The organism is Plantactinospora sp. WMMB334 (assembly GCF_049179095.1).
In the GTDB taxonomy this organism is placed as follows: domain Bacteria; phylum Actinomycetota; class Actinomycetes; order Mycobacteriales; family Micromonosporaceae; genus Plantactinospora.
In genome coordinates, this window is the sequence record NZ_JBMHME010000002.1 from 5,643,024 (window position 1) to 5,661,513 (window position 18,490).

Annotated in this window: 13 protein-coding genes; 4 read left to right on the plus strand and 9 right to left on the minus strand. The window is 74.6% G+C overall.

Going from position 1 to position 18,490, the window contains the following annotated elements:
- Positions 1 to 71 precede the first annotated feature (71 nt).
- The 3 genes from ACN27G_RS24120 to ACN27G_RS24130 are packed head-to-tail and all read right to left on the minus strand — an operon-like array spanning position 72 to position 2,404.
- Positions 72 to 692 carry a phosphotyrosine protein phosphatase gene (locus ACN27G_RS24120; protein WP_421495039.1) on the minus strand — a complete coding sequence of 207 codons (621 nt, stop codon included), beginning with the start codon at positions 690 to 692 and terminating at the stop codon, positions 72 to 74.
- Entirely contained in the window at positions 693 to 1,337 is a 645-nt protein-coding gene (locus ACN27G_RS24125) for an L-threonylcarbamoyladenylate synthase (protein WP_421497441.1), read from the minus strand.
- A gap of 59 nt (positions 1,338 to 1,396) precedes the next feature.
- The gene (locus ACN27G_RS24130; protein ID WP_421495040.1) at positions 1,397 to 2,404 is read right to left on the minus strand and encodes a N5-glutamine methyltransferase family protein; all 1,008 of its coding nucleotides are present in this window, start codon (positions 2,402 to 2,404) and stop codon (positions 1,397 to 1,399) included.
- Between the two features lie 167 nt (positions 2,405 to 2,571).
- Between ACN27G_RS24130 and ACN27G_RS24135 the strand changes: the two genes are divergently transcribed.
- Positions 2,572 to 4,131 (plus strand): GGDEF domain-containing protein, encoded by a 1,560-nt coding sequence (locus ACN27G_RS24135; protein ID WP_421495041.1) that lies wholly within the window; start codon positions 2,572 to 2,574, stop codon positions 4,129 to 4,131.
- Positions 4,132 to 4,233: 102 nt separating this feature from the next.
- Here the strand turns inward: ACN27G_RS24135 and prfA are convergent, their stop codons facing one another.
- Entirely contained in the window at positions 4,234 to 5,322 is a 1,089-nt protein-coding gene (gene prfA, locus ACN27G_RS24140; protein ID WP_421495042.1) for a peptide chain release factor 1, read from the minus strand.
- 132 nt (positions 5,323 to 5,454) lie between these two features.
- Complete coding sequence (rpmE, locus tag ACN27G_RS24145; protein WP_203867866.1) at positions 5,455 to 5,679, minus strand: 50S ribosomal protein L31; 225 nt, start codon at positions 5,677 to 5,679, stop codon at positions 5,455 to 5,457.
- Between the two features lie 354 nt (positions 5,680 to 6,033).
- On the opposite strand from rpmE, the gene ACN27G_RS24150 reads away from it, so the two are divergent.
- Positions 6,034 to 6,930: an AAA family ATPase gene (locus tag ACN27G_RS24150; RefSeq protein ID WP_421495043.1), complete on the plus strand. Its 897-nt coding sequence runs from the start codon at positions 6,034 to 6,036 to the stop codon at positions 6,928 to 6,930.
- A gap of 210 nt (positions 6,931 to 7,140) precedes the next feature.
- Here the strand turns inward: ACN27G_RS24150 and ACN27G_RS24155 are convergent, their stop codons facing one another.
- Both ACN27G_RS24155 and ACN27G_RS24160 read right to left on the minus strand, forming a co-directional pair.
- Complete coding sequence (locus tag ACN27G_RS24155) at positions 7,141 to 10,572, minus strand: phosphodiester glycosidase family protein (protein WP_421495044.1); 3,432 nt, start codon at positions 10,570 to 10,572, stop codon at positions 7,141 to 7,143.
- A gap of 128 nt (positions 10,573 to 10,700) precedes the next feature.
- Positions 10,701 to 11,570, minus strand: coding sequence for a hypothetical protein (locus ACN27G_RS24160; RefSeq protein ID WP_421495045.1), 870 nt, complete (start codon positions 11,568 to 11,570; stop codon positions 10,701 to 10,703).
- Between the two features lie 217 nt (positions 11,571 to 11,787).
- Here ACN27G_RS24160 and ACN27G_RS24165 point away from each other — a divergent pair, with 217 nt between their 5' ends.
- A complete protein-coding gene (locus tag ACN27G_RS24165) occupies positions 11,788 to 14,727 on the plus strand; it encodes an AfsR/SARP family transcriptional regulator (protein WP_421495046.1) in 2,940 nt (979 codons plus the stop codon).
- A gap of 103 nt (positions 14,728 to 14,830) precedes the next feature.
- On the opposite strand, the gene ACN27G_RS24170 is transcribed toward ACN27G_RS24165, so the two are convergent.
- On the minus strand, positions 14,831 to 15,211 hold the full coding sequence (locus ACN27G_RS24170; protein WP_421495047.1) for a winged helix-turn-helix transcriptional regulator: 381 nt from the start codon (positions 15,209 to 15,211) through the stop codon (positions 14,831 to 14,833).
- Between the two features lie 96 nt (positions 15,212 to 15,307).
- Between ACN27G_RS24170 and ACN27G_RS24175 the strand changes: the two genes are divergently transcribed.
- Entirely contained in the window at positions 15,308 to 16,192 is an 885-nt protein-coding gene (locus ACN27G_RS24175; RefSeq protein WP_421495048.1) for an NAD(P)-dependent oxidoreductase, read from the plus strand.
- An 87-nt stretch (positions 16,193 to 16,279) separates the two neighbouring features.
- On the opposite strand, the gene rho is transcribed toward ACN27G_RS24175, so the two are convergent.
- Positions 16,280 to 18,259, minus strand: a complete 1,980-nt coding sequence (rho, locus tag ACN27G_RS24180; RefSeq protein WP_421495049.1) for a transcription termination factor Rho — start codon at positions 18,257 to 18,259, stop codon at positions 16,280 to 16,282.
- Positions 18,260 to 18,490: the final 231 nt, after the last annotated feature.

Below are 18,490 nucleotides of genomic sequence, written 5' to 3' on the forward strand. Positions count from 1 at the left end.
TCAACCCAAGCGGGTTAGGAGGGGGCCCTTCTTATACAGAAAGCGATAAGCGGGGGCCCTTCCTTACACCTTCAGGGCAGGAGGACGGCGGCGAGTGGCTGGACCGCCTCCTCGATCTCGTCGGCGACCCGGCTGAAACACTGGTCGCCTCGGCCCCACGGGTCGTCGAGGTCGTCGCCGGGGAGCGGCGACGAGCCGTGCCGGGCCGCCGCCACCGCGGCCACCAGGGCGCTGCCCCGGGCGTGGACGGCGTCCGGATCGGGCGGGTCGGTGACCGGCGGCAGGACGGTGGCGTCGACCGTGGGCAGCAGCCGACCGAACTCGCCGAGCACGAAGGTGCGGTCGGCGGCGTCGGGACGCAGCGCCACGACGTACTCCTGCTGGTCGGCTGTTGCGGTCAGCACCAGGTCGGCCGCGTCGATGTGCTCGGAGCGGAGCTTGCGGGCGCCGAAGTCGTCCACGTCCCCGCCCCGGGACCGCACCTGCCGGGCGGCCGGCGGGTTCATCTCCTCACCCGCGTGCCAGCCGCCGGTGCCGGCGCTGTGGCTGTGCACCAGGCGGTCGACGTCGGCCGCCTCCGCCGCCGGCCGGCGGGCCAGCCGTTCCCGTACGGCCAGCGCGAGCAGCCGCTCGGCCATCGGGGACCGGCAGATGTTGCCCAGGCAGACGTGCAGGACGGTGAAGGGCGGCACTCAGGACACCTGGCCCTGGATGTCCGGCACCACGTCGCGGAGCTTCTCCAGCGGGATCGCGCCCTGGCGCAGCACCCGGGGCACCTCGCCGGTGACGTCGACGATGGTGCTCGGCACCGGATCCGGGCACTGCCCGGCCTCCAGGTAGGCCCGGACCGAGTAGCCGAGCTGATCCCGCGCCTCCTCGGCGGTCACCGCCGCCGGCTGGCCGGTCTTGTTCGCCGACGAGACCGCCATCGGCCCCGTCTCGCGGAGCACCTCCAGGGCGACCGGGTGCAGCGGCATCCGCACCGCCACCGTGCCGCCGGTGTCACCGATGTCCCACTGCAGGCTCGGCGAGTGCTCGACCACGATGGTCAGCGCGCCCGGCCAGAACGCGTCGGCGAGGTCCCGGGCCGCGCTCGGCAGCAGGAAGACCAGCCCGTCGAGGGTGCGCCTGGAGCCGACCAGCACCGGCGGCGGGTGCTGCCGGTCCCGGCCCTTGGCGTTGAGCAGCGCCGTGACGGCGTACGGGGTGAACGCGTCCGCCCCGATCCCGTAGACCGTGTCGGTCGGGATCACGACCAGCTCACCGTTCTTGACCGCCTCGATCGCCGCGGCGATGCCTCGGTCACGGTCCTCGAGCGACCGGCAGTCGTAGAGCATCACGGGGAGCCAGTCTGCCACGCCGGGACCCCTGCCGTGGCACGGGGACTTCGGGCCGGTCACGAGCCGGCGTCGGCCCGCCGGGCGGTGGTGAAACGGGGCCGGCCGACCAGGTCCGGATGATCGGCGATCCCGACGAACCGGCCGTCGGCGCGGAGCAGCTCCGGAACCGCCGTACCGTGCGTGTCGTCGTGTTCGATCCCGAGCGCCCCGCCCGGGCGCAGCAGCCGGGCCGCCCGGTCCAGCACCGGCCGGATCACCGCGAGCCCGTCCCGGCCGCCGAAGACCGCCTCCGCCGGGTCGTGCTCGGCCACCTCCGCCGGTACGGGGGTGCCGTCCGGCACGTACGGCGGGTTGCAGAGCAGCACGTCCACCCGGCCGGCGAGGTCGGCCAGCAGCTCCGGATCCGTCACGTCCCCGGCCACCACCTCGACGGGCCGGTCCCCGGCGGCGGTCCGGTCGGCGGCGTTGCGCCGCAGCCAGTCGAGCGCCGGCGCCGCCCGCTCCACCGCGATCACCCGGGCCCCGGGCACCTCGGCGGCGACCGCGAGCGCGATGGCGCCGCTGCCGCTGCACAGGTCGACGACGAGCGCACCGCCGGGGCCGACGTCCAGCGCACCGGCGGGGTCGACGTCCAGCGCACCGGCGGGGTCGATGTCCAGCGGACCGGCGGGGTCGACGACGGGCGCACCCGCGCCGGCCCGGCGCGCCTGCTCGACGCCCCAGCCGGCCAGCAGTTCGGTCTCCGGGCGCGGGATGAAGACCCCGGGGCCGACCGCCAGCTCCAGGTAGCGGAACGCCGCCGTGCCGAGCAGGTGCTGCAGCGGCTCGTGCCGGGCACGCCGGTCGACCAGGTCCCGCAGCCGCGCCTGCTGTGCCGGCGTGACCGGGCCGGCCAGGGCCAGACCGCCGCGCGACACGCCGAGGACGTACGCGAGCAACAGTTCCGCTTCGATCCGGGCCAGGCCGACACCGGCCCGGGCCAGCGCGGACGTCGCCGCCGCGATCGCGGCCGGCGGCGGAACGTCCGCTGGTGCCGGGGAGCTATGCCGGGGAATACGCGTCACGACATAATCATGAAACGTCGACCGGGGATCATCGCGTCGCGGGCGCAATCCCGGGTCGACCGGGTGCTCGGGCCGGTCGGGCGTCCCGGAGAGCCTCCTCTCCGGTCTGCCGACGGGCCGGGCCCTCGGCAGACGGGGTCTGGCTGGCGAGGCGATGGAGGTTGTGCGTGAGTTGGCTCGACCGGGTCGGAGACCGGGCCGAGGAGTTGAGACACGCCCGTGACCTCATGGAGAGCAGTCGTTCCGCCGAGGCCTGCCTGATCTTCGAACGGGTCGTCAACACCACCGACGATCCATATTCCCGGGCCGAGGCGCTGCTCCAGCGGCTCTCCGCGATTCTCAACCTGGGCCGCACCGCCGAATACACCCGGGCGGTGGAGCGGGCCTTCGACGCCGCTCGGGACCTGCCCGAGCCGTACCTGCACGGGCACCTGCACGCGCTGGCCGCGCTCGCCGCGCACAACCAGGGCGCGCTCGACCGCTGCGTCACGCACCTGGTACGCGGCGCCCGGGCGCTCGGCTCGGTCGACGACCCGGACCGGCAGACCGCCTGGGGCTGGCACGACCTGGCGATGGCCTACTCCTACCTCAGCTTCCACGGCTACGCCCTCGGTGCCATCGAGCGGGCCCGCCGGCTGGGCGTCGCCGCCGGCATCCCGGAGGAGACGTTCGCCGCGCCCGGCATCCGGCTGCGCAACGCGGTCGCGCTCGACCACCACGGGGACAGCGACGGCTGCCTGCGGGTGCTCCGGGACGTCGGCGGTGACCTGGAGCGCTTCGTCACCGCCGGGACCGCGAGCCGGTTGCGGCCGAGCAGCCGGGCGGCGTACGGCTACGCGCTGGCCCGGCAGGCGGCGCTCGGTGCGGCACCCGACCGGCCGGCCGTGCCGGAGTTCGATCCCGGCTGGCTGCTCGGCAACGGCGGGGACAGCGCCCGCACCCGGGACATGCGGCAGCTCGGCGGGGCGTGCCTGGCGATCGCCGGTGGCCGGTCGGCGGAGGCGCTGGCCCGGCTGGAGACGGTGCACGTCTCGGCCGAGACGCTGGGCGCGGCCGAACACGCCCGGCTCTCCAGCCTGGCGTACGCCGGGGTCGGCGACCACGCGGCGGCGCACCGGGCCGACCGGTACGCGTTCCGGCTGGCGACCCAGCGCAACGACCGGCTCCGGGACGTCTACGTGGACGGCATCGCGGCCCGGATCGAGCACGAGGAGATGCGGCGCGAGGCGGCCCGCTACGAGGGCGAGGCGTTGACCGACCCGCTCACCGGGCTGCCCAACCGCCGCCGCCTGGAGCGCTACGTGGCCGCGATGGTGAGCCGGGGCGAGCGGGCGGTGCTCGGCGTCTGCGACATCGACGGCTTCCGGGCGGTGAACGACCGGCACGGTCACCGCTGCGGGGACCTGGTGCTGCAACGGATCGCCGGTGTGATCAACCGGGTGATGCGCCGGGGCGACTTCGTGGCCCGGTACGGCGGCGACGAGTTCGTGGTGGTGCTGCCCGGCGCCGGGATGAGCGAGGCGGCCGAGGTGGGCCGGCGGATCCGGGCGGCGGTCGCCGCCGAGGAGTGGGAGACGCTCATCCCCGGCAGCTCGGTCGGGGTGAGCGTCGGCTTCGCCGAGATGCAGGGTTCGGGTGTCGGACGGCAGGACGTGCTGGGCGCCGCGGTCGCCCGCGCCGACCGGGCGCGGCCCCGGGCCGGGACGGACAGCTCCGCTCAGCGGTGAGACAGCTCCGGCTGCGCGGCGGAACAGCGCTCACCGGCGGAACAGCCCTCACCGGCGGAACAGCCCTCACCGGCGGGACAGCGCTCACCGGCGGGACAGCGCTCAGCGTCGGGACAGCTCCGTCTCGCCGGCCAGCCGGGCCGAACGGTCCGCCTCGGCCAGCGCGTCGAGCACCCCGTCCAGCTCGCCGGCGAGCACCAGGTCGAGGTTGTACGCCGTGAAGCCGATCCGGTGGTCGGTGATCCGGTTCTGCGGGAAGTTGTACGTCCGGATCCGCTCCGAGCGGTCCACCGTGCGCACCTGGGAGCGGCGCGCGTCCGAGGCCGCCGCGTCGGCCTGCTCCTGCGCGTTGGCGAGCAGCCGGGCCCGCAGGATCCGCATCGCCTGCTCCCGGTTCTGCAGCTGGGACTTCTCGTTCTGGCAGGAGACCACGATCCCGGTCGGCAGATGGGTGATCCGCACCGCCGAGTCGGTGGTGTTCACCGACTGCCCGCCCGGCCCGGACGACCGGAACACGTCGATCCGCAGCTCGTTCGGGTCGATGGTGACGTCGACCTCCTCGGCCTCCGGCAGCACCAGGACGCCGGCCGCGCTGGTGTGGATCCGCCCCTGGGACTCGGTGACCGGCACCCGCTGCACCCGGTGCACGCCCCCCTCCCACTTGAGCCGGGACCAGACCCCGTTGCCGCCCTCCGGCACCCCCCTGGCCTTGACCGCGAGCGAGACGTCCTTCACGCCGCCGAGGTCGGAGTCCTGCGCGTCGAGCACCTCGGTCGCCCAGCCGTGCCGTTCGGCGTACCGCACGTACATCCGGAGCAGGTCGCCGGCGAAGAGCGCCGACTCCTCGCCACCCTCGCCGGCCTTGATCTCCAGGATCACGTCCTTGGCGTCGTGCGGGTCGCGCGGGATCAGCAGCTCGGCGAGGCGCCCCTCCAGCACCGGCAGCGTCTCGGCCAGCGACTCGGCCTCGGCCGCGAAGGAGGGGTCCTCGGCGGCCAGTTCCCGGGCCGCCGCCAGGTCGGCGCGGGTCTGCTCCAGCTCACCGGCGGCCTTGTGCAGCGGGGTCAACTCCGCGAACCGCCGACCCACCCGGCGGGCGGTGGCCTGGTCGGCGTGGATCGCCGGATCGGCGAGCCGTCGTTCCAGCTCCGCGTACTCGTCGAGGAGACCGGCCAGCCGATCGCCGCTCATGCTCGTACTCCCTCTGCTGGAACCGTCGACTTCTGCGGGGAACGTCGACTTCTGCGGGGAACGTCGACGGCCGATACGGCACGACGGCGCCCGCCCCCGGCGGGAAGCCGGAGGCGGGCGCCGTCGACGCGGCTACTTGGCCTTCTTGGCCTGAACCTTGGCGTACTTCTGCTGGAACTTGGCGACCCGGCCGGCGGTGTCGAGCACGCGCTGCTTACCGGTGTAGAACGGGTGGCAGGCGCTGCAGGTCTCGACGTGGATCGAGCCGCCCTTCGCCGTGCTGCGGGTCGTGAAGGTGTTGCCGCACGAGCAGGTGACCTCGGTGGTCACGTACTCGGGGTGGATGTTGGGCTTCATGTCGCCTCGGTCCTTTCGTGGTTGGTCGCCGGGTCGCCCTCGGCACCCGCCGTCGGCACGATGTCGGGATATCGCGCGGCACGGCGGACTCGGGCGTGAACCGGAACCGGTGGCCGACTGACCAGTGTGCCATGGCGGCCGGGTCGCCCCGGCAGCGGGCAGGCACACACGATCCGTGACGGACAACGCCACTCCTCCGCTCCGCATTCCCGCCCTGGCCAGCCACACACCCCGGCGGACCGGGCAATACCGGACGAAAAGCCCGAGAGGGGCCGGAACCTCCGGCCCACGGTTTCCGACCCGACGCCCGGGCCACGAAGATCGAACCGGCTACGGTGAACGGGGAGTGAGCGGATGAGACTGATCGTGACCCGAGGGCTGCCCGCCTCCGGGAAGACCACCTTCGCCCGCAAGTTGCAGCCCGGGGTGGTCCGGGTGAACCGGGACGACCTGCGCCGGATGCTGCACGGCGAACGGCTCTTCACGCAGTGGGCCGAGGGGCAGGTCACCGTCGTGCAGCGGGCCCAGGTCGAGGCGCTGCTGCGGGCCGGCGTGGACGTCTGCGTCGACGACACCAACCTGCGCTCCCGGACGGTACGCGACTGGGCACAGCTCGCCGCCCGGTTCGGGGCCGACCTCGAGGTGCACGACTTCACCGACGTACCGGTGCAGGAGTGCGTCCGGCGCGACGCGGAGCGGCCCGAGCGGGAGCGGGTCGGCGAGGAGGCGATCCGGCGGCTGCACGACCGCTACCTCTCCGGCCGGAACCTGCCGCTGCCGGTGCCGACCGCCGAACCGGGTGGTCCGGCCGCCGTCTACACCCCGCCGTCGGGCGACGCGCCGGAGATCGTCCTGGTGGACATCGACGGCACGGTCGCGCTGCTGGCCGGGCGCAGCCCGTACGACATGAGCCGGGTCGGCGAGGACCACCCCAACCCTGCCGTCATCGCGGCGGTCCGGGCGATGCACGCCGCCGGCCACGGCGTGGTCTTCTGCACCGGCCGGGACGCCTCCTGCCGTCCCCAGACCGAACGGTGGCTGGGCGAGCACGTCGGCGTCCCCTACCTGGCCCTGCACATGCGGGCGGTCGGCGACCAGCGCCGCGACTCGGTGGTCAAGCGCGAGATCTTCGACCGCGAGATCCGGGACCGCTACCGGGTGGTCGGCGTCTTCGACGACCGGATGCAGGTGGTACGGATGTGGCGCGAACTCGGCCTCACCGTCTTCCAGGTCGCCGAGGGCGACTTCTGACCCGCCACCCCGCCGGCGCCGCCCGCCCCGGCCCGACACCTCCGCGCGTCGCCGCCGCATTGATCCGCGTGACCTGGACACCAGAGGCGTTATCCGCCATCGATAACGCCTCTGGTGTCCAGGTCACCGTCTGTACCGGCCCATCGGCTGTACCGGCCCATCGGCTGCTCGGAACGTCCGGGCGGGCGGCAGGGCCCGGCGGGCAGGGGGTCAGGGCCGGCGGCGGGTGAGGGTGACGGTGGCTGTGGTGGTCACCTCGTTGACGGTGACGGTGAGCCGTACCGAGCCGGTCGAGCGCAGCGCGGTCAGCCGGCCGGTGGCCGGGTCGAACCAGGCGGCGTGCCAGGGCCGCAGCCCCCACGGCGACGATCCGATGTACAGGTTTGCCGAGCCGGCCCAGTCGGCCGAGAGCGGGGCGGCGACCGGCACCTGCCGGCCGCCGGGCTGGGTGACCGTGGCGGTGACGGTGCCGGTGCCGCCGGCCGGCAGCGTCACCGGGGCGGCCAGGGCGAGCCCGTCCACGTGTGCCCGGGTCTGCGCGGTCACCCACTCCGGGCCGGCGGCCAGCGGGTCGCGCCGGGCCGCCGCCGACTCCGCCGGGCTGACCGGGTCGACCCCGAACATCGTCCAGCCGCTGAACCCGCCGAACTGCGGCGCGGTCGACGGGTTCTTGCCGGCGTTGCCGTTGACCAGGTACGGCACCCCGTCGACCCGGTCGGCGGAGAAGCTGCCGACGTGCGCGCCGACGAAGAGGACGCCCTTGCCGGTCTCCCGCTGGAACTCGGCGAGCCAGCGCTCCAGCAGCGCCGCCTCCTTGCGGTCGCCGAGCTGGCTCGCCCTGGCCGGGGTCGGGTCGCGCATCGGGTGATGCTCCAGCACCACCACGGAGCCGACCGCCGGGTCGCGGGCCGCGCCGTCCAGGGCGGTACGCAGCGCCAGGACCTGCCCGAAGCCGCCGCCCCGGAGGGTGCCGGTGGAGGTGTCCAGGGTGACGAACCGGGTCCGGGTGCCGCCCCGGCGCGGGGCGTGGTCGAAGACCCGGAAGGTCTCCCCGAAGGCCGCCCGGAAGTTGTCGATCGGCGCACCCATGATCTCGTGGTTGCCCGGCACGTAGACGTAGGGCAGCTCGCCGCGCAACTCCTCGTCCAGGATCCGCTTGGCCAGCGCGAAGTCCGCCGGATGGGCGGTGTCCACGAAGTCCCCGTTGACGACCAGGAGGTCCGGCTTCGCGGCCCGCACCTCGCGGAGCGTACGGCGGGCCTGGGCGACCAGGTCGCTGTCGGGGTCGGCGGCGACGAACTGGGCGTCGGAGAGGACCGCGAACCGCCACGGTGCCCGGTCCACGGTGCCGTCGGTCAGCACCACCCGGTCGGTGCGGAGCGGCTCGGCCGGCGGGGTCACTTCGACCGGCACCTTCGCCACGATGTCGTCGATGATCACCTCGCCGGTGTACGCCGCCGCCGCGTCGGTCTCGGCCACGTAGAAGCGTCGGACCCGCACCGGGTACGCCACGCCGGCCGGGACCGGCATCTCCACGTACCGCCAGCCGGTCCAGTCCAGGTAGGGGCCGCGGAGCACGTGCTGCTGGTCGAGCGCGTCGTGCAGGTGCAGGCTGGGCCACTCGCCGTGCCCGTTGGCGTAGATCCACATCCCGAACGCCTGCGGCTGGCCGGCGACCGGGATGTAGCCGGGCGGGTCGGCGTACGCGGCCCGGGTGCCGGTGGACTGGCCGAAGTCGTACGCCAGCTTCAGGCCGGTGCCGGTGCGGCCCGGCACCGGGGTGACCGAGCCGGCGGCGCGGGCGGCGCTGAACCGCCAACTCGCCGCGTCGTCGTCGAACGTGGCCACCGGCACGTCGGTGAGCCCGACCGTCACCGGCAGCACCGTGCTGGTCGCGCCGACCCGGACGGTGACCAGCCCGGCGCCACTGTCCACCCTGGCCTTCACGGTGAGTCCGCCGCTCGGCGCCGGGGTGATCTCCAGCAGCTCCCGGTCGTACTCCAGCCGCAGGTCGGCCGGCTCGATCGGCGCGGTGTTCCCCTCGGCGTCGAAGCCGACCACGCCGAACGTCCCGGTGCCGCCCGCGCCGGCCAGCCCGACCTTGTCGACGGTGCCGTCGATCCGGGCCAGTGGGCCGAGCACGGTCAGCTCCAGCTCGCCCCGCGCCCGGCCCCGCGAGGCGGTGACGGTCACCTCGCCGGTGCCCCGGGCCCGGAACAGCCCGGCGGAGTCGACGGTGCCCCGGCTGCCCGGCCCGGCCCGCCACGTCGGCGCGCCGGCCGCCGGCCCGTACGTCTCGTCGTGGCCGGCCGCCGAGAGCCGCCGGGTCAGCCCGGGGAAGACCCGGTCGGGGCGCCCGCCGCGCACCGGACCGGCGCCCGGCGCCATCGCCGCGTCGAGCACGGTCGTCACCCAGTACGCCTTCAGCCGGCCACTCCCCTGCGGCGCGAAGAGCGCGAGCCCGTTCGGCACCGACCGCTCGGACCCGTCCGAGGGGCTGTTCTCGACCCGGACGGCGGCCTGGCCCGGCTCCCGGGCGAGCAGCGTCGACGAGCCGCCGCCGTCGAGGTTGAGTGCGCTGTGCGCGCCGAGGTCGGCCATCATCCGGCCGAGTGCGGTGAGCGTCACGCCCCGGCTGTCGGCCTGCCGGCCGTCCACTGTGAGCAGGAACATCTTCCGGCCGTCGGCGGAGAATCCGACCGCCGTCCGGGGCTCGGGGTTGACGTCGCCGATCTCCTGCGGCACGCCGTCGCGGACCAGTACCCGGTTGCCGCCGATCGCGGCGTGCAGGGTGCTGCCGTCGGAGGGCTTCGGCGCGTACGCGATCTCGACCGGGTCGCCGGGGCGGAGCGCGGCGAGCGCGTCGGCGCCGGCCTCCCGGCCGAGCAGGATCGTCGTGCCGGCCGGGACGGGGCCGCTGCCGGCGGCGGCGGAGACGGTGCCGACCCGGCCGCCGCGCACCGTCACCTCGGTGACCCGGCCGGCGCCCTCGACGGCGCGGGTGCGGGGGTACGACCCCCAGAGCGGGGTGAAGACGCCGACGCCGTTCGTGGCGACCATGTTGTTGAACTGGGTGAGGGTGAGCGGCCCGGCCGGCAGGGTGGCGGTGCCGTCGAAGTGCACCTGGATGATTCGGCCCACCCCGTCGGCGGTGATCCCGACCGCCTCGTGGTGGCCGCTGACCGGCGACTGGATCAGGTTTCCACTCTGGATGCCGATCCCCTGGGCCGCGCCCGAGTCGTTGATGTCGAAGAAGTCTCCGTTGACCGCGGCCACCGCACCGGCCCGGTCGGCGGCCGCGCGCAGCGGCTCGGTCCTGGCCACCTCGCCGGAGTTGACGTAGTCGACGGTGAGCCCGCCGCCCAGGTCGGCGGTGAGGGCGTCGGCCCGGATCCAGCCGTCGGCGTCGTAACGGTCGAAGGAGGTCAGCGCGAGCCCGGGTGCGACCGGTCGGGTCCGGGTGTCGGTCTCGATCCGGTCGGCGGCGGGCAGGGCGGCAACGGCGGGCGCGGCGGTTGCGGCGCCTGCGGCGGAGCCGCTCGCGACGGGCGGCGCCGAGTAGGCGGGTGCGGGCCCGGCGAGGGTGAGCAGCGGCGCCAGCAGGAGCAGTCCGGCGGAGCGGAGGGATCGGCGGGTACGCATGCCCGTAGTCAACCCGACCTTGTTTAGAAGTTTCAATAGCTGCCGAGTGAAACGAAGAAAAACTCCAATATCGTGGGCGGGAGCCGCTGGCCGGCGCGCCTGCCAGCGGCTCCCGCGTCCCGACCCGGTCAGCTTCCGCAGATGCCGTACCCGAGGAAACTCCACGCGTTCGACGGACCGCCGTCGTACTCGTCGGCCCAGGCCGACGTGGTGTCCGAGTCGATGATGTTCACCCCGGAGAGCAGCACCGCGCCGTTGCCGGCGACGATGTCGGAGCCCGCGCTGTAGAGCGCCTTGCCGGCCGGACAGGACTGGCTGACCCCGGCGTGCCCGGCGGCGTCCGGGCTGGACGAGAAGGAGATCCGCTCCAGCCCCGCCGGGTTGGTGGCGCAGATCGCGTACGCCGTCACGCTCCAGCCGGCCGGCGGCCCCGAGCCCGGCACCTCCACGCCCCGGGCGGTCACCGAACGCAGGTCGGCGGCGGGCACCACCTGGTCCAGCAGGACGTCACCGGCACCACCACCGTTGATCCGGCCCCCCATCCCGATCACCCGCCTGGTGCCGCAACTGGCGGTGACGTACTGGCTCTCGGCCGGGCCGGTGGTGGCGACCACCTGCCAGCCGGCCGGGGCCGGGGCGCAGACCGCCTGCCCGGTCAGCGTCCAGTCGCCCGCGAAGTTGACGCTGCCGGCCTCGCGCATGGTCACCACGAAACCGGTACCGCCGGCCAGCGGTTCGAACCGCTCGAGGCCGACGTGCCCCCACGCGCTGCTCGATGCGGCGAGATAGCCACCGCCGCCGGTGACCACGGTGCCCGCCGGGCAGCTCGCGGTCACCGCCTTGTCGACGCTGTTCCGGGCCGAGTTGACGCCCACCTTCACCAGGCCGGGCGGGTCGGCCGCCGCCGGTGCCGCCGGCACCGTCGCCATCGCGACGGCGACGGCGACGCCGGCCAGCCCGCCCAGTACGGCGCGGGCGGATCGTGCGGAGCTGCTCATCGTGCTGCCTCCTGTTTCCCCCTCCGGGAGCCGACCGCCGGCCACCCGGCAGACCCGTCCGAACCCGCCGGGGTAAGCCCCGGGAGGGCCGGAAGGTGCTGCGGGACCAGCCTCCGAGCCGTCGCTTGGCGTCCGCTATCCGACCGCTAGGCAGCGACCGCCACGCCGGTGGCGAACCTACGATGAGGACGTTCACGGCACACCGTGAGGTGGGGCGATGCGCTGGTGCCTCCTCGGCCCGGTCGAGGCGACGGTCTCCGGACGGCCGCTGGAGATCCGCCGGCCGCAGTACCGCGGCCTGCTGGCCCTGCTGCTGCTCAACCCGAACCGTGTGGTGTCGGTGGCCCAGATCGAGCGGGCACTGTGGGGCGACGAGCCGCCGGCCAGTGCCCGGACCCAGGTGCAGGTCTGCGTCTCGCAGCTCCGCGCCGCCCTACGTACCGCCGAGGCCGGCGACCTGCTCACGCACCGGGCCGGCGGATATCGGCTCGCCGTCGCCGACGGCAGCCTCGACCTGGCGGAGTTCGCCGGGGCCGTGGAACGGGCGCGGATCGCCGCCCGGGACGGGCGGCCCGAGCAGGCCGCCGCGGAGCTGCGGGCCGGGCTCGCGCTCTGGCGCGGTCCGGCGCTGGCGGGCGCGGCCGGCGCCTTCGTCCCGGCCGCCGCGGCCGGGCTGACCGAGCAGCGGCTGGCCGCGTACGAGCAGCTCGCCGAGGTCGAGCTGGCGCTGGGCCGGCACGAACGGCTACTCGGCACGCTCCGCCCGCTGCTGGCCGAGCATCCGCTGCGGGAACGGCTGGTCGCCCGCTGCATGCTGGCGCTGGCCGGCTGCGGTCAGCAGGAACCCGCGCTGCGGCTCTACGCCGAGACCCGGTCCCGGCTCGCCGACGAACTCGGCGTCGAGCCCTGCGCCGAACTGGCCTCGACGCAGCTGCGGGTCCTCCGGCACGAGGTGCCGGCCGCCGCGGCTGCCGATGCCGTTGCGCCGGCCGCCGCGGCTGCCGCCGACGACTCGCCGGGGCGGCCGGTGCCGGCACAGCTACCGGCCGACGTCGCCGGGTTCACCGGGCGTACGGCGTTCCTCCGCCAACTCGACGCGCTGCTCCCCCGCCCGACCGACGAGGGTGCCGGACCCGCCCCGGTCGTGATCTCGGCGATCGGCGGCACCGCCGGGGTGGGCAAGACCGCGCTCGCGGTGCACTGGGCGCACCGGGTCGCCCACCGCTTTCCCGACGGCCAGCTCTACGTCAACCTGCGCGGCTTCGACCTCGACGGGCGGGCGGTGACGCCGGGCGAGGCGCTCCGGGACTTCCTGGACGGCCTGCGGGTGCCCCCGCACCAGGTCCCCACCGAGGAGTCCCGGCAGGCCGCCCTCTACCGCAGCATGCTGGCGGGCCGGCGGATGCTGGTCCTGCTGGACAACGCCCGCGACGCCGACCAGGTCCGGGCACTGCTGCCCGGCGCGTCGGGCTGCCTGGTCGTGGTGACCAGCCGCGACCAGCTGCTGCCGCTGGTGGCGGCGGAGGGGGCGCGCCCGCTCACCCTGGACCGCCTCTCCACGGTGGAGGCCCGGCAGCTGCTGGGACGGCGCGTCGGCGCCGACCGGGTGGCCGCCGAGCCGGGCGCGGTCGACGAGATCGTCGAGCGGTGCGCCCGGCTGCCCCTGGCCCTGGCCGTGGCGGGAGCGCGGGCGGCGATCAATCCCCGGTTTCCGCTCGCCGCCCTCGCCGCCGAGCTGCGCGACGCCGAGGACGCCCTGGCGGCCTTCGACGCCGTCGACCCGGCCACCGGGGTGCGGGCGGTGCTCTCCTGGTCGTACCGGACCCTGGGCGCCGCCGAGGCACGGCTCTTCCGGCTGCTCGGGCTGCACCCCGGCCCGGACGTCTCGGCACCGGCCGCGGCCAGCCTGGCCGGGCTACCACCGCACCGGGTACGGCCACTGCTGGCCGGGCTGACCCGGGCACACCTGCTCGCCGAGGACCAACCGGGGCGCTACGCCTTCCACGACCTGCTCCGGGCGTACGCCGCCGAGCTCTGCCTGCGGGTCGACGGCGACGCCGAGCGGGAGGCCGCCCGGCACCGGCTGCTCGACCACTACCTGCACGCCGCCGGAGCCGCCGACCACCTGCTCGACCCGCACGGGCTCGCGCCCCGGGTCCGGCTCGCGCCGCCCCGGCCGGGGGTGACCGTCGAGCGGCCGGACGGGCACGCCGAGGCGATGGCCTGGCTCTCCGCCGAACACCGGGTGCTGCTCGCGGCGGTCGCCCAGGCCGCCACGACCGGCTTCGACCGCCACGCCTGGCAGCTCGCCGCACTGGTCACGACGTTCCTGGACCGGCAGGGGCACTGGGTGGAGCTGGCCGGTGCCCAGCGCGTCGCCCTGGCGGCGGCGCAGCGCCACGCCGACCTGCCGGGCCAGGCGCACGCGCACCGGGGGCTGGCCGTCGCGTACACCTGGCTGGGCCGGCACGGCGAGGCGCACCGCCACTTCCGGCGGGTCGTCGACCTCTACGAGGAGCTCGGCGACCGGGCCGGCCAGGCGCACACCCACGTCGGGATCAGTTGGCTGCTCGCCCGGCAGGGCCGGCACCGGACGGCCCTGGAGCACGCCGAACGCGCCCTGCTGCTCTATCAGGCCACCGCCGCCACGGTGGGGCAGGTCTATCAGGCCACCGCCGCCACGGTGGGGCAGGCGAAGACGCTCAACAACATCGGCTGGCTGCACGCCCGGCTCGGCGACCACCACCGGGCCGTCGCCTGCTGCCACCAGGCCCTCGCCCTGCACGCCCGCAACGACGACCGGCGCGGCGCCGCGCTCACCTGGGACAGTCTCGGCTACGCCCACCAGCGGCTCGGCCAGCACGACCGGGCGGTCGAGTGTCACCGGCGGGCCCTGGCCCTGCACCGGGAGCTCGGCGACCGGTACGACGAGGCCGAGGTGCTCGCGAACCTCGGGGACAGCCACCGGGCGGCCGGAGACCTCGACGCCGCCCGGGCCGCCTGGCGGCAGGCCCTGGCAATCTACGACGAGCTGCACCACCCGGACGCGGACCAACTGCGGGCCAGGCTCGCCGTTGCACGCGGGCCGGGCACCGCCGGGCCGGGCAGCACAGCCTCGGCCGTCCCGGCCGACGAGGCGACCGCGACCAGCGACTGAGCCGTGTCGGCGGGGCGTACGACGATCGACCGGACCGTGCGGCCAGAGGATCGTGGGACCGGACGCCGGACCGCTGTGGGGCCGGACCAGCGCCGAGGCGTGGTCACGTCCGGGGAGAGGCAGCCGGGGCAGAGGTCCCGCCCGCGCCGGCGCCGAGGACGTGCTGCCGACCCCACGCGCCGAGCGGTTCCAGGGCCGCGTTGAGCGAGACACCGAGCGGGGTCAGCGAATATTCGACCCTCGGCGGCACCTCGTCGTACACCTCCCGGTGCACGATGCCGTCCGCCTCCAGCTCGCGCAGGTGCGAGGCGAGCACCTTCTCGGTCACGCCCGGCACCAGCCGGCGCAGCTCGCCGAACCGGCACACCTGCTCGCCGAGCGCCCAGAGGATCAGGACCTTCCACTTCCCCCCGACCACCGCCATCGCCGCGTCGATGCCGCAGACGTACCCGCCCGGCGCGCCCGGCCTCGTCACCGTCGCCACGGTCCCCTCCCCCGGCCAGCTCGCTTTCCCCCGGGTAACCACCCACAACGAAGTGCGTACTTGAGCGGCCCCGGGTACGGCGGCAAGTCTACGAGCATGCGACAGGACACCACCGGAGGAACTCCACTCACCCTGCTCGGGCTCGGCGCCATGGGTACCGCGCTCGCCCGCGCCTGGCTCGCCGCCGGGCATCCGTTGACGGTCTGGAACCGCACCGCCGCCCGGGCCGAACCACTCGCCGCCGAGGGCGTGACGGTCGCCGCCACCGCCGCCGAGGCGGTCGCCGCGAACGGGCTCGTGGTGGTCTGTCTGCTTGACGACGCCTCGGTACGGCAGGCGTTGGCCGGCGCCGACCTGGCCGGCCGGGACCTGGTGAACCTGACCACCGGCACCCCCGGCCAGGCCCGCGACCTGGCCGACTGGGCACACGAACGCGGCGCCCGGTTCAACGGCGGTGGGGTCATGGCGGTGCCCCGGATGATCGGCGTACCGGGCTCCGGCGGCTACGTCTTCTACAGCGGCTCCCGCGAACTCTTCGAGGCTCACCGGGACGTGCTGGCCGTGCCGGCCGGCGCCCGGTACGTCGGCACGGATCCCGGCTTCGCCGCCCTACACGACGTGGCGCTACTCAGCGCGATGACCGGGATGTTCGCCGGGATCGCGCACGCCTTCGCGTTGATCCGCAGGGAGACGATCGCACCCGGGGACCTCGCTCCGCTGCTCGCCGACTGGCTCGGCGCGATGGCCGCGTCGTCCGTGCACCTGACCGCTGCCCAACTGGCCAGCGGCGACTACGTCACCGGCACCGGGTCCAACCTCGCGATGATGGTCGCGGCCAACGACACGCTGCGGCGTACGGCGCAGGAGCAGGGCGTCGGTGCTGAGCTGTTGCAGCCGTACCTGACGCTGATGGCGCGCCGGCTCGCCGACGGCCACGGCGCGGAGAGCGGAACCGGAGTGGTCGACCTGCTGACCGGCTGACCCGGCCCGGGAGCCGACCCGGAAGACACCGAGGGCCCGGCCGGAACCGGCCGGGCCCCACGACTGTCTCTGTCGGGATCCGGGCAGCTACTCGCCCGGTGTCGACTTCGCGATCTGCATCAGGAACTCGATGTTGGTCCGGGACTGCTTGAGCCGGTCCAGCAACAGATCCAGTGCGGCCTGCGAGTCGAGCGAGTGCAGCACCTTGCGCAGCTTGTGCGTGATCGCCAGTTCCTCCGGGGCCAGCAGGATCTCCTCCTTGCGGGTGCCGGAGGTGTGGATGTCGATGGCCGGGAAGACCCGCTTGTCGGCGATCTTCCGGTCCAGCTTCAGCTCCGCGTTGCCGGTGCCCTTGAACTCCTCGAAGATGACCGTGTCCATCACGGAGCCGGTCTCCACCAGGGCGGTGGCGAGGATGGTCAGCGAGCCGCCGTTCTCGATGTTCCGGGCCGCGCCGAGGAACCGCTTCGGCGGGTAGAGCGCGGTGGAGTCGATACCGCCGGACATGATCCGGCCGCTGGCCGGGGCCGCCAGGTTGTACGAGCGGCCGAGCCGGGTCACCGAGTCGAGCAGTACGACCACGTCGTGGCCGAGCTCGACCAGGCGCTTGGCCCGCTCGATGGCGAGCTCCGCGACCGTGGTGTGGTCCTGCGGCGGGCGGTCGAAGGTGGCCGCGACAACCTCGCCCTTGACCGAGCGCTGCATGTCGGTGACCTCTTCGGGCCGCTCGTCGACGAGCACGACCATCAGGTGGCACTCGGGGTTGTTGTGGGTGATCGCGTTGGCGATCGCCTGCAACACCATGGTCTTACCGGCCTTGGGCGGCGACATGATGAGCGCCCGCTGCCCCTTGCCGATCGGGGTGACCAGGTCGATGACCCGGGTGGTCAGGATGTGTGGCTCGGTCTCCAACCGGAGCCGCTCCTGCGGGTAGAGCGGGGTCAGCTTGTAGAACTCGGGACGCCGCTTCGCCTCGTCCGGGTCCATCCCGTTGATGGTGTCGAGCCGCACGAGCGGGTTGTACTTGTCCCGCCGCTGCTCGCCCTCCCGGGCCGCCCGGACCGCGCCGGTGACCGCGTCACCGCGACGCAGGCCGTACTTCTTGACCTGGGACATCGACACGTAGACGTCGTTCGGGCCGGAGAGGTAGCCGGTGGTCCGGACGAAGGCGTAGTTGTCGAGAACGTCGATGATGCCGGCCACCGGGACGAGCACGTCGTCCTCGTTGACCTGCGGCTCCCGGCCGCCACCGCCCTCGCCGTTGTCCGACCGGTCGCCACGGCCACGCCGCCGGTCCCGGAAGCGGCTCCGCCGGCTGCGCCGGCCGCCGCCCTCACCGTCGTCGTCGCCGTCGTTGTCCCGGTCCGCCGAACGCTGCCCGCGGTCGCCGCGCGACTCACCGCGCTCGCCCCGGTCGTTACGGTCGTTACGGTCGTTACGGTCGCCCCGCTCGTTGCGGTCGCCCCGCTCGTTGCGGTCGTTACGGTCCCGGCCGTTGCGCGACTCGCCGCGGTCGGCGCGTTCGCCGCGCTCGGCACCGTCGGTCCGCTCGGCACCCTCACCGCGTTCGCCGCGATCCGCCCGCTCGCCACGCTCGGACCGGTCGGCCCGCTCGCCCCGCTCCGCCGGAGCCGTGTCGGTCTCCGGCTCGGAGGTGGCGGCTCGGCCGGACGACCGGCGGGACGACCGGGTCCGGCCCTCCCCACCAGCGGGCGCCTGCTCGGCGGCCCGACGCTCACCGTCGGGTCGGTCGGCGCTCTCCCGCACGTCGGCCCGGACCTCCTCGCGGGCCGGAGCGGACGCCGCCGACACCTCGACGCGGGGCCGTGGCGCACCTCCACCCGCAGTGTTGGTGGCACCAGCCTGCCGTTCCGAGATGGCGGCGATCAGCTCGCCCTTGCGCATCCGGGCCGTACCGGAGATGCCGAGCGACGCGGCCAGGCTCTGCAACTCCGGCAGCAGCATCGCCGACAGTCCGGTGCCGGTCCGCCGACGGCGGGTGGCGCCTGCGGTGGCTTCGCCAGCGACGTTGGAAACATCCGACGTCACGTCGGTGGTGTCGCTCAATGGATTCCTTCCCTCGTAAGGCCGGGGCCCGCCCGTGGCCGGAAGTGCTGGCTGGCCGGGCGGCCTCGGTGCACCCGCCTCGCGTGACGCGTAGCGGGAGTCTGTAACACAGCAGCCGGTTGGTTTCCCGACCCACCAACATCGGTGGGCAGGTCTCGCCGCCTGCGGCGACCTGTGGAAACTGCGGTGCGGCGTAGACCTAGGCAGGGGTGAGACGGGCTGACCGCCGAG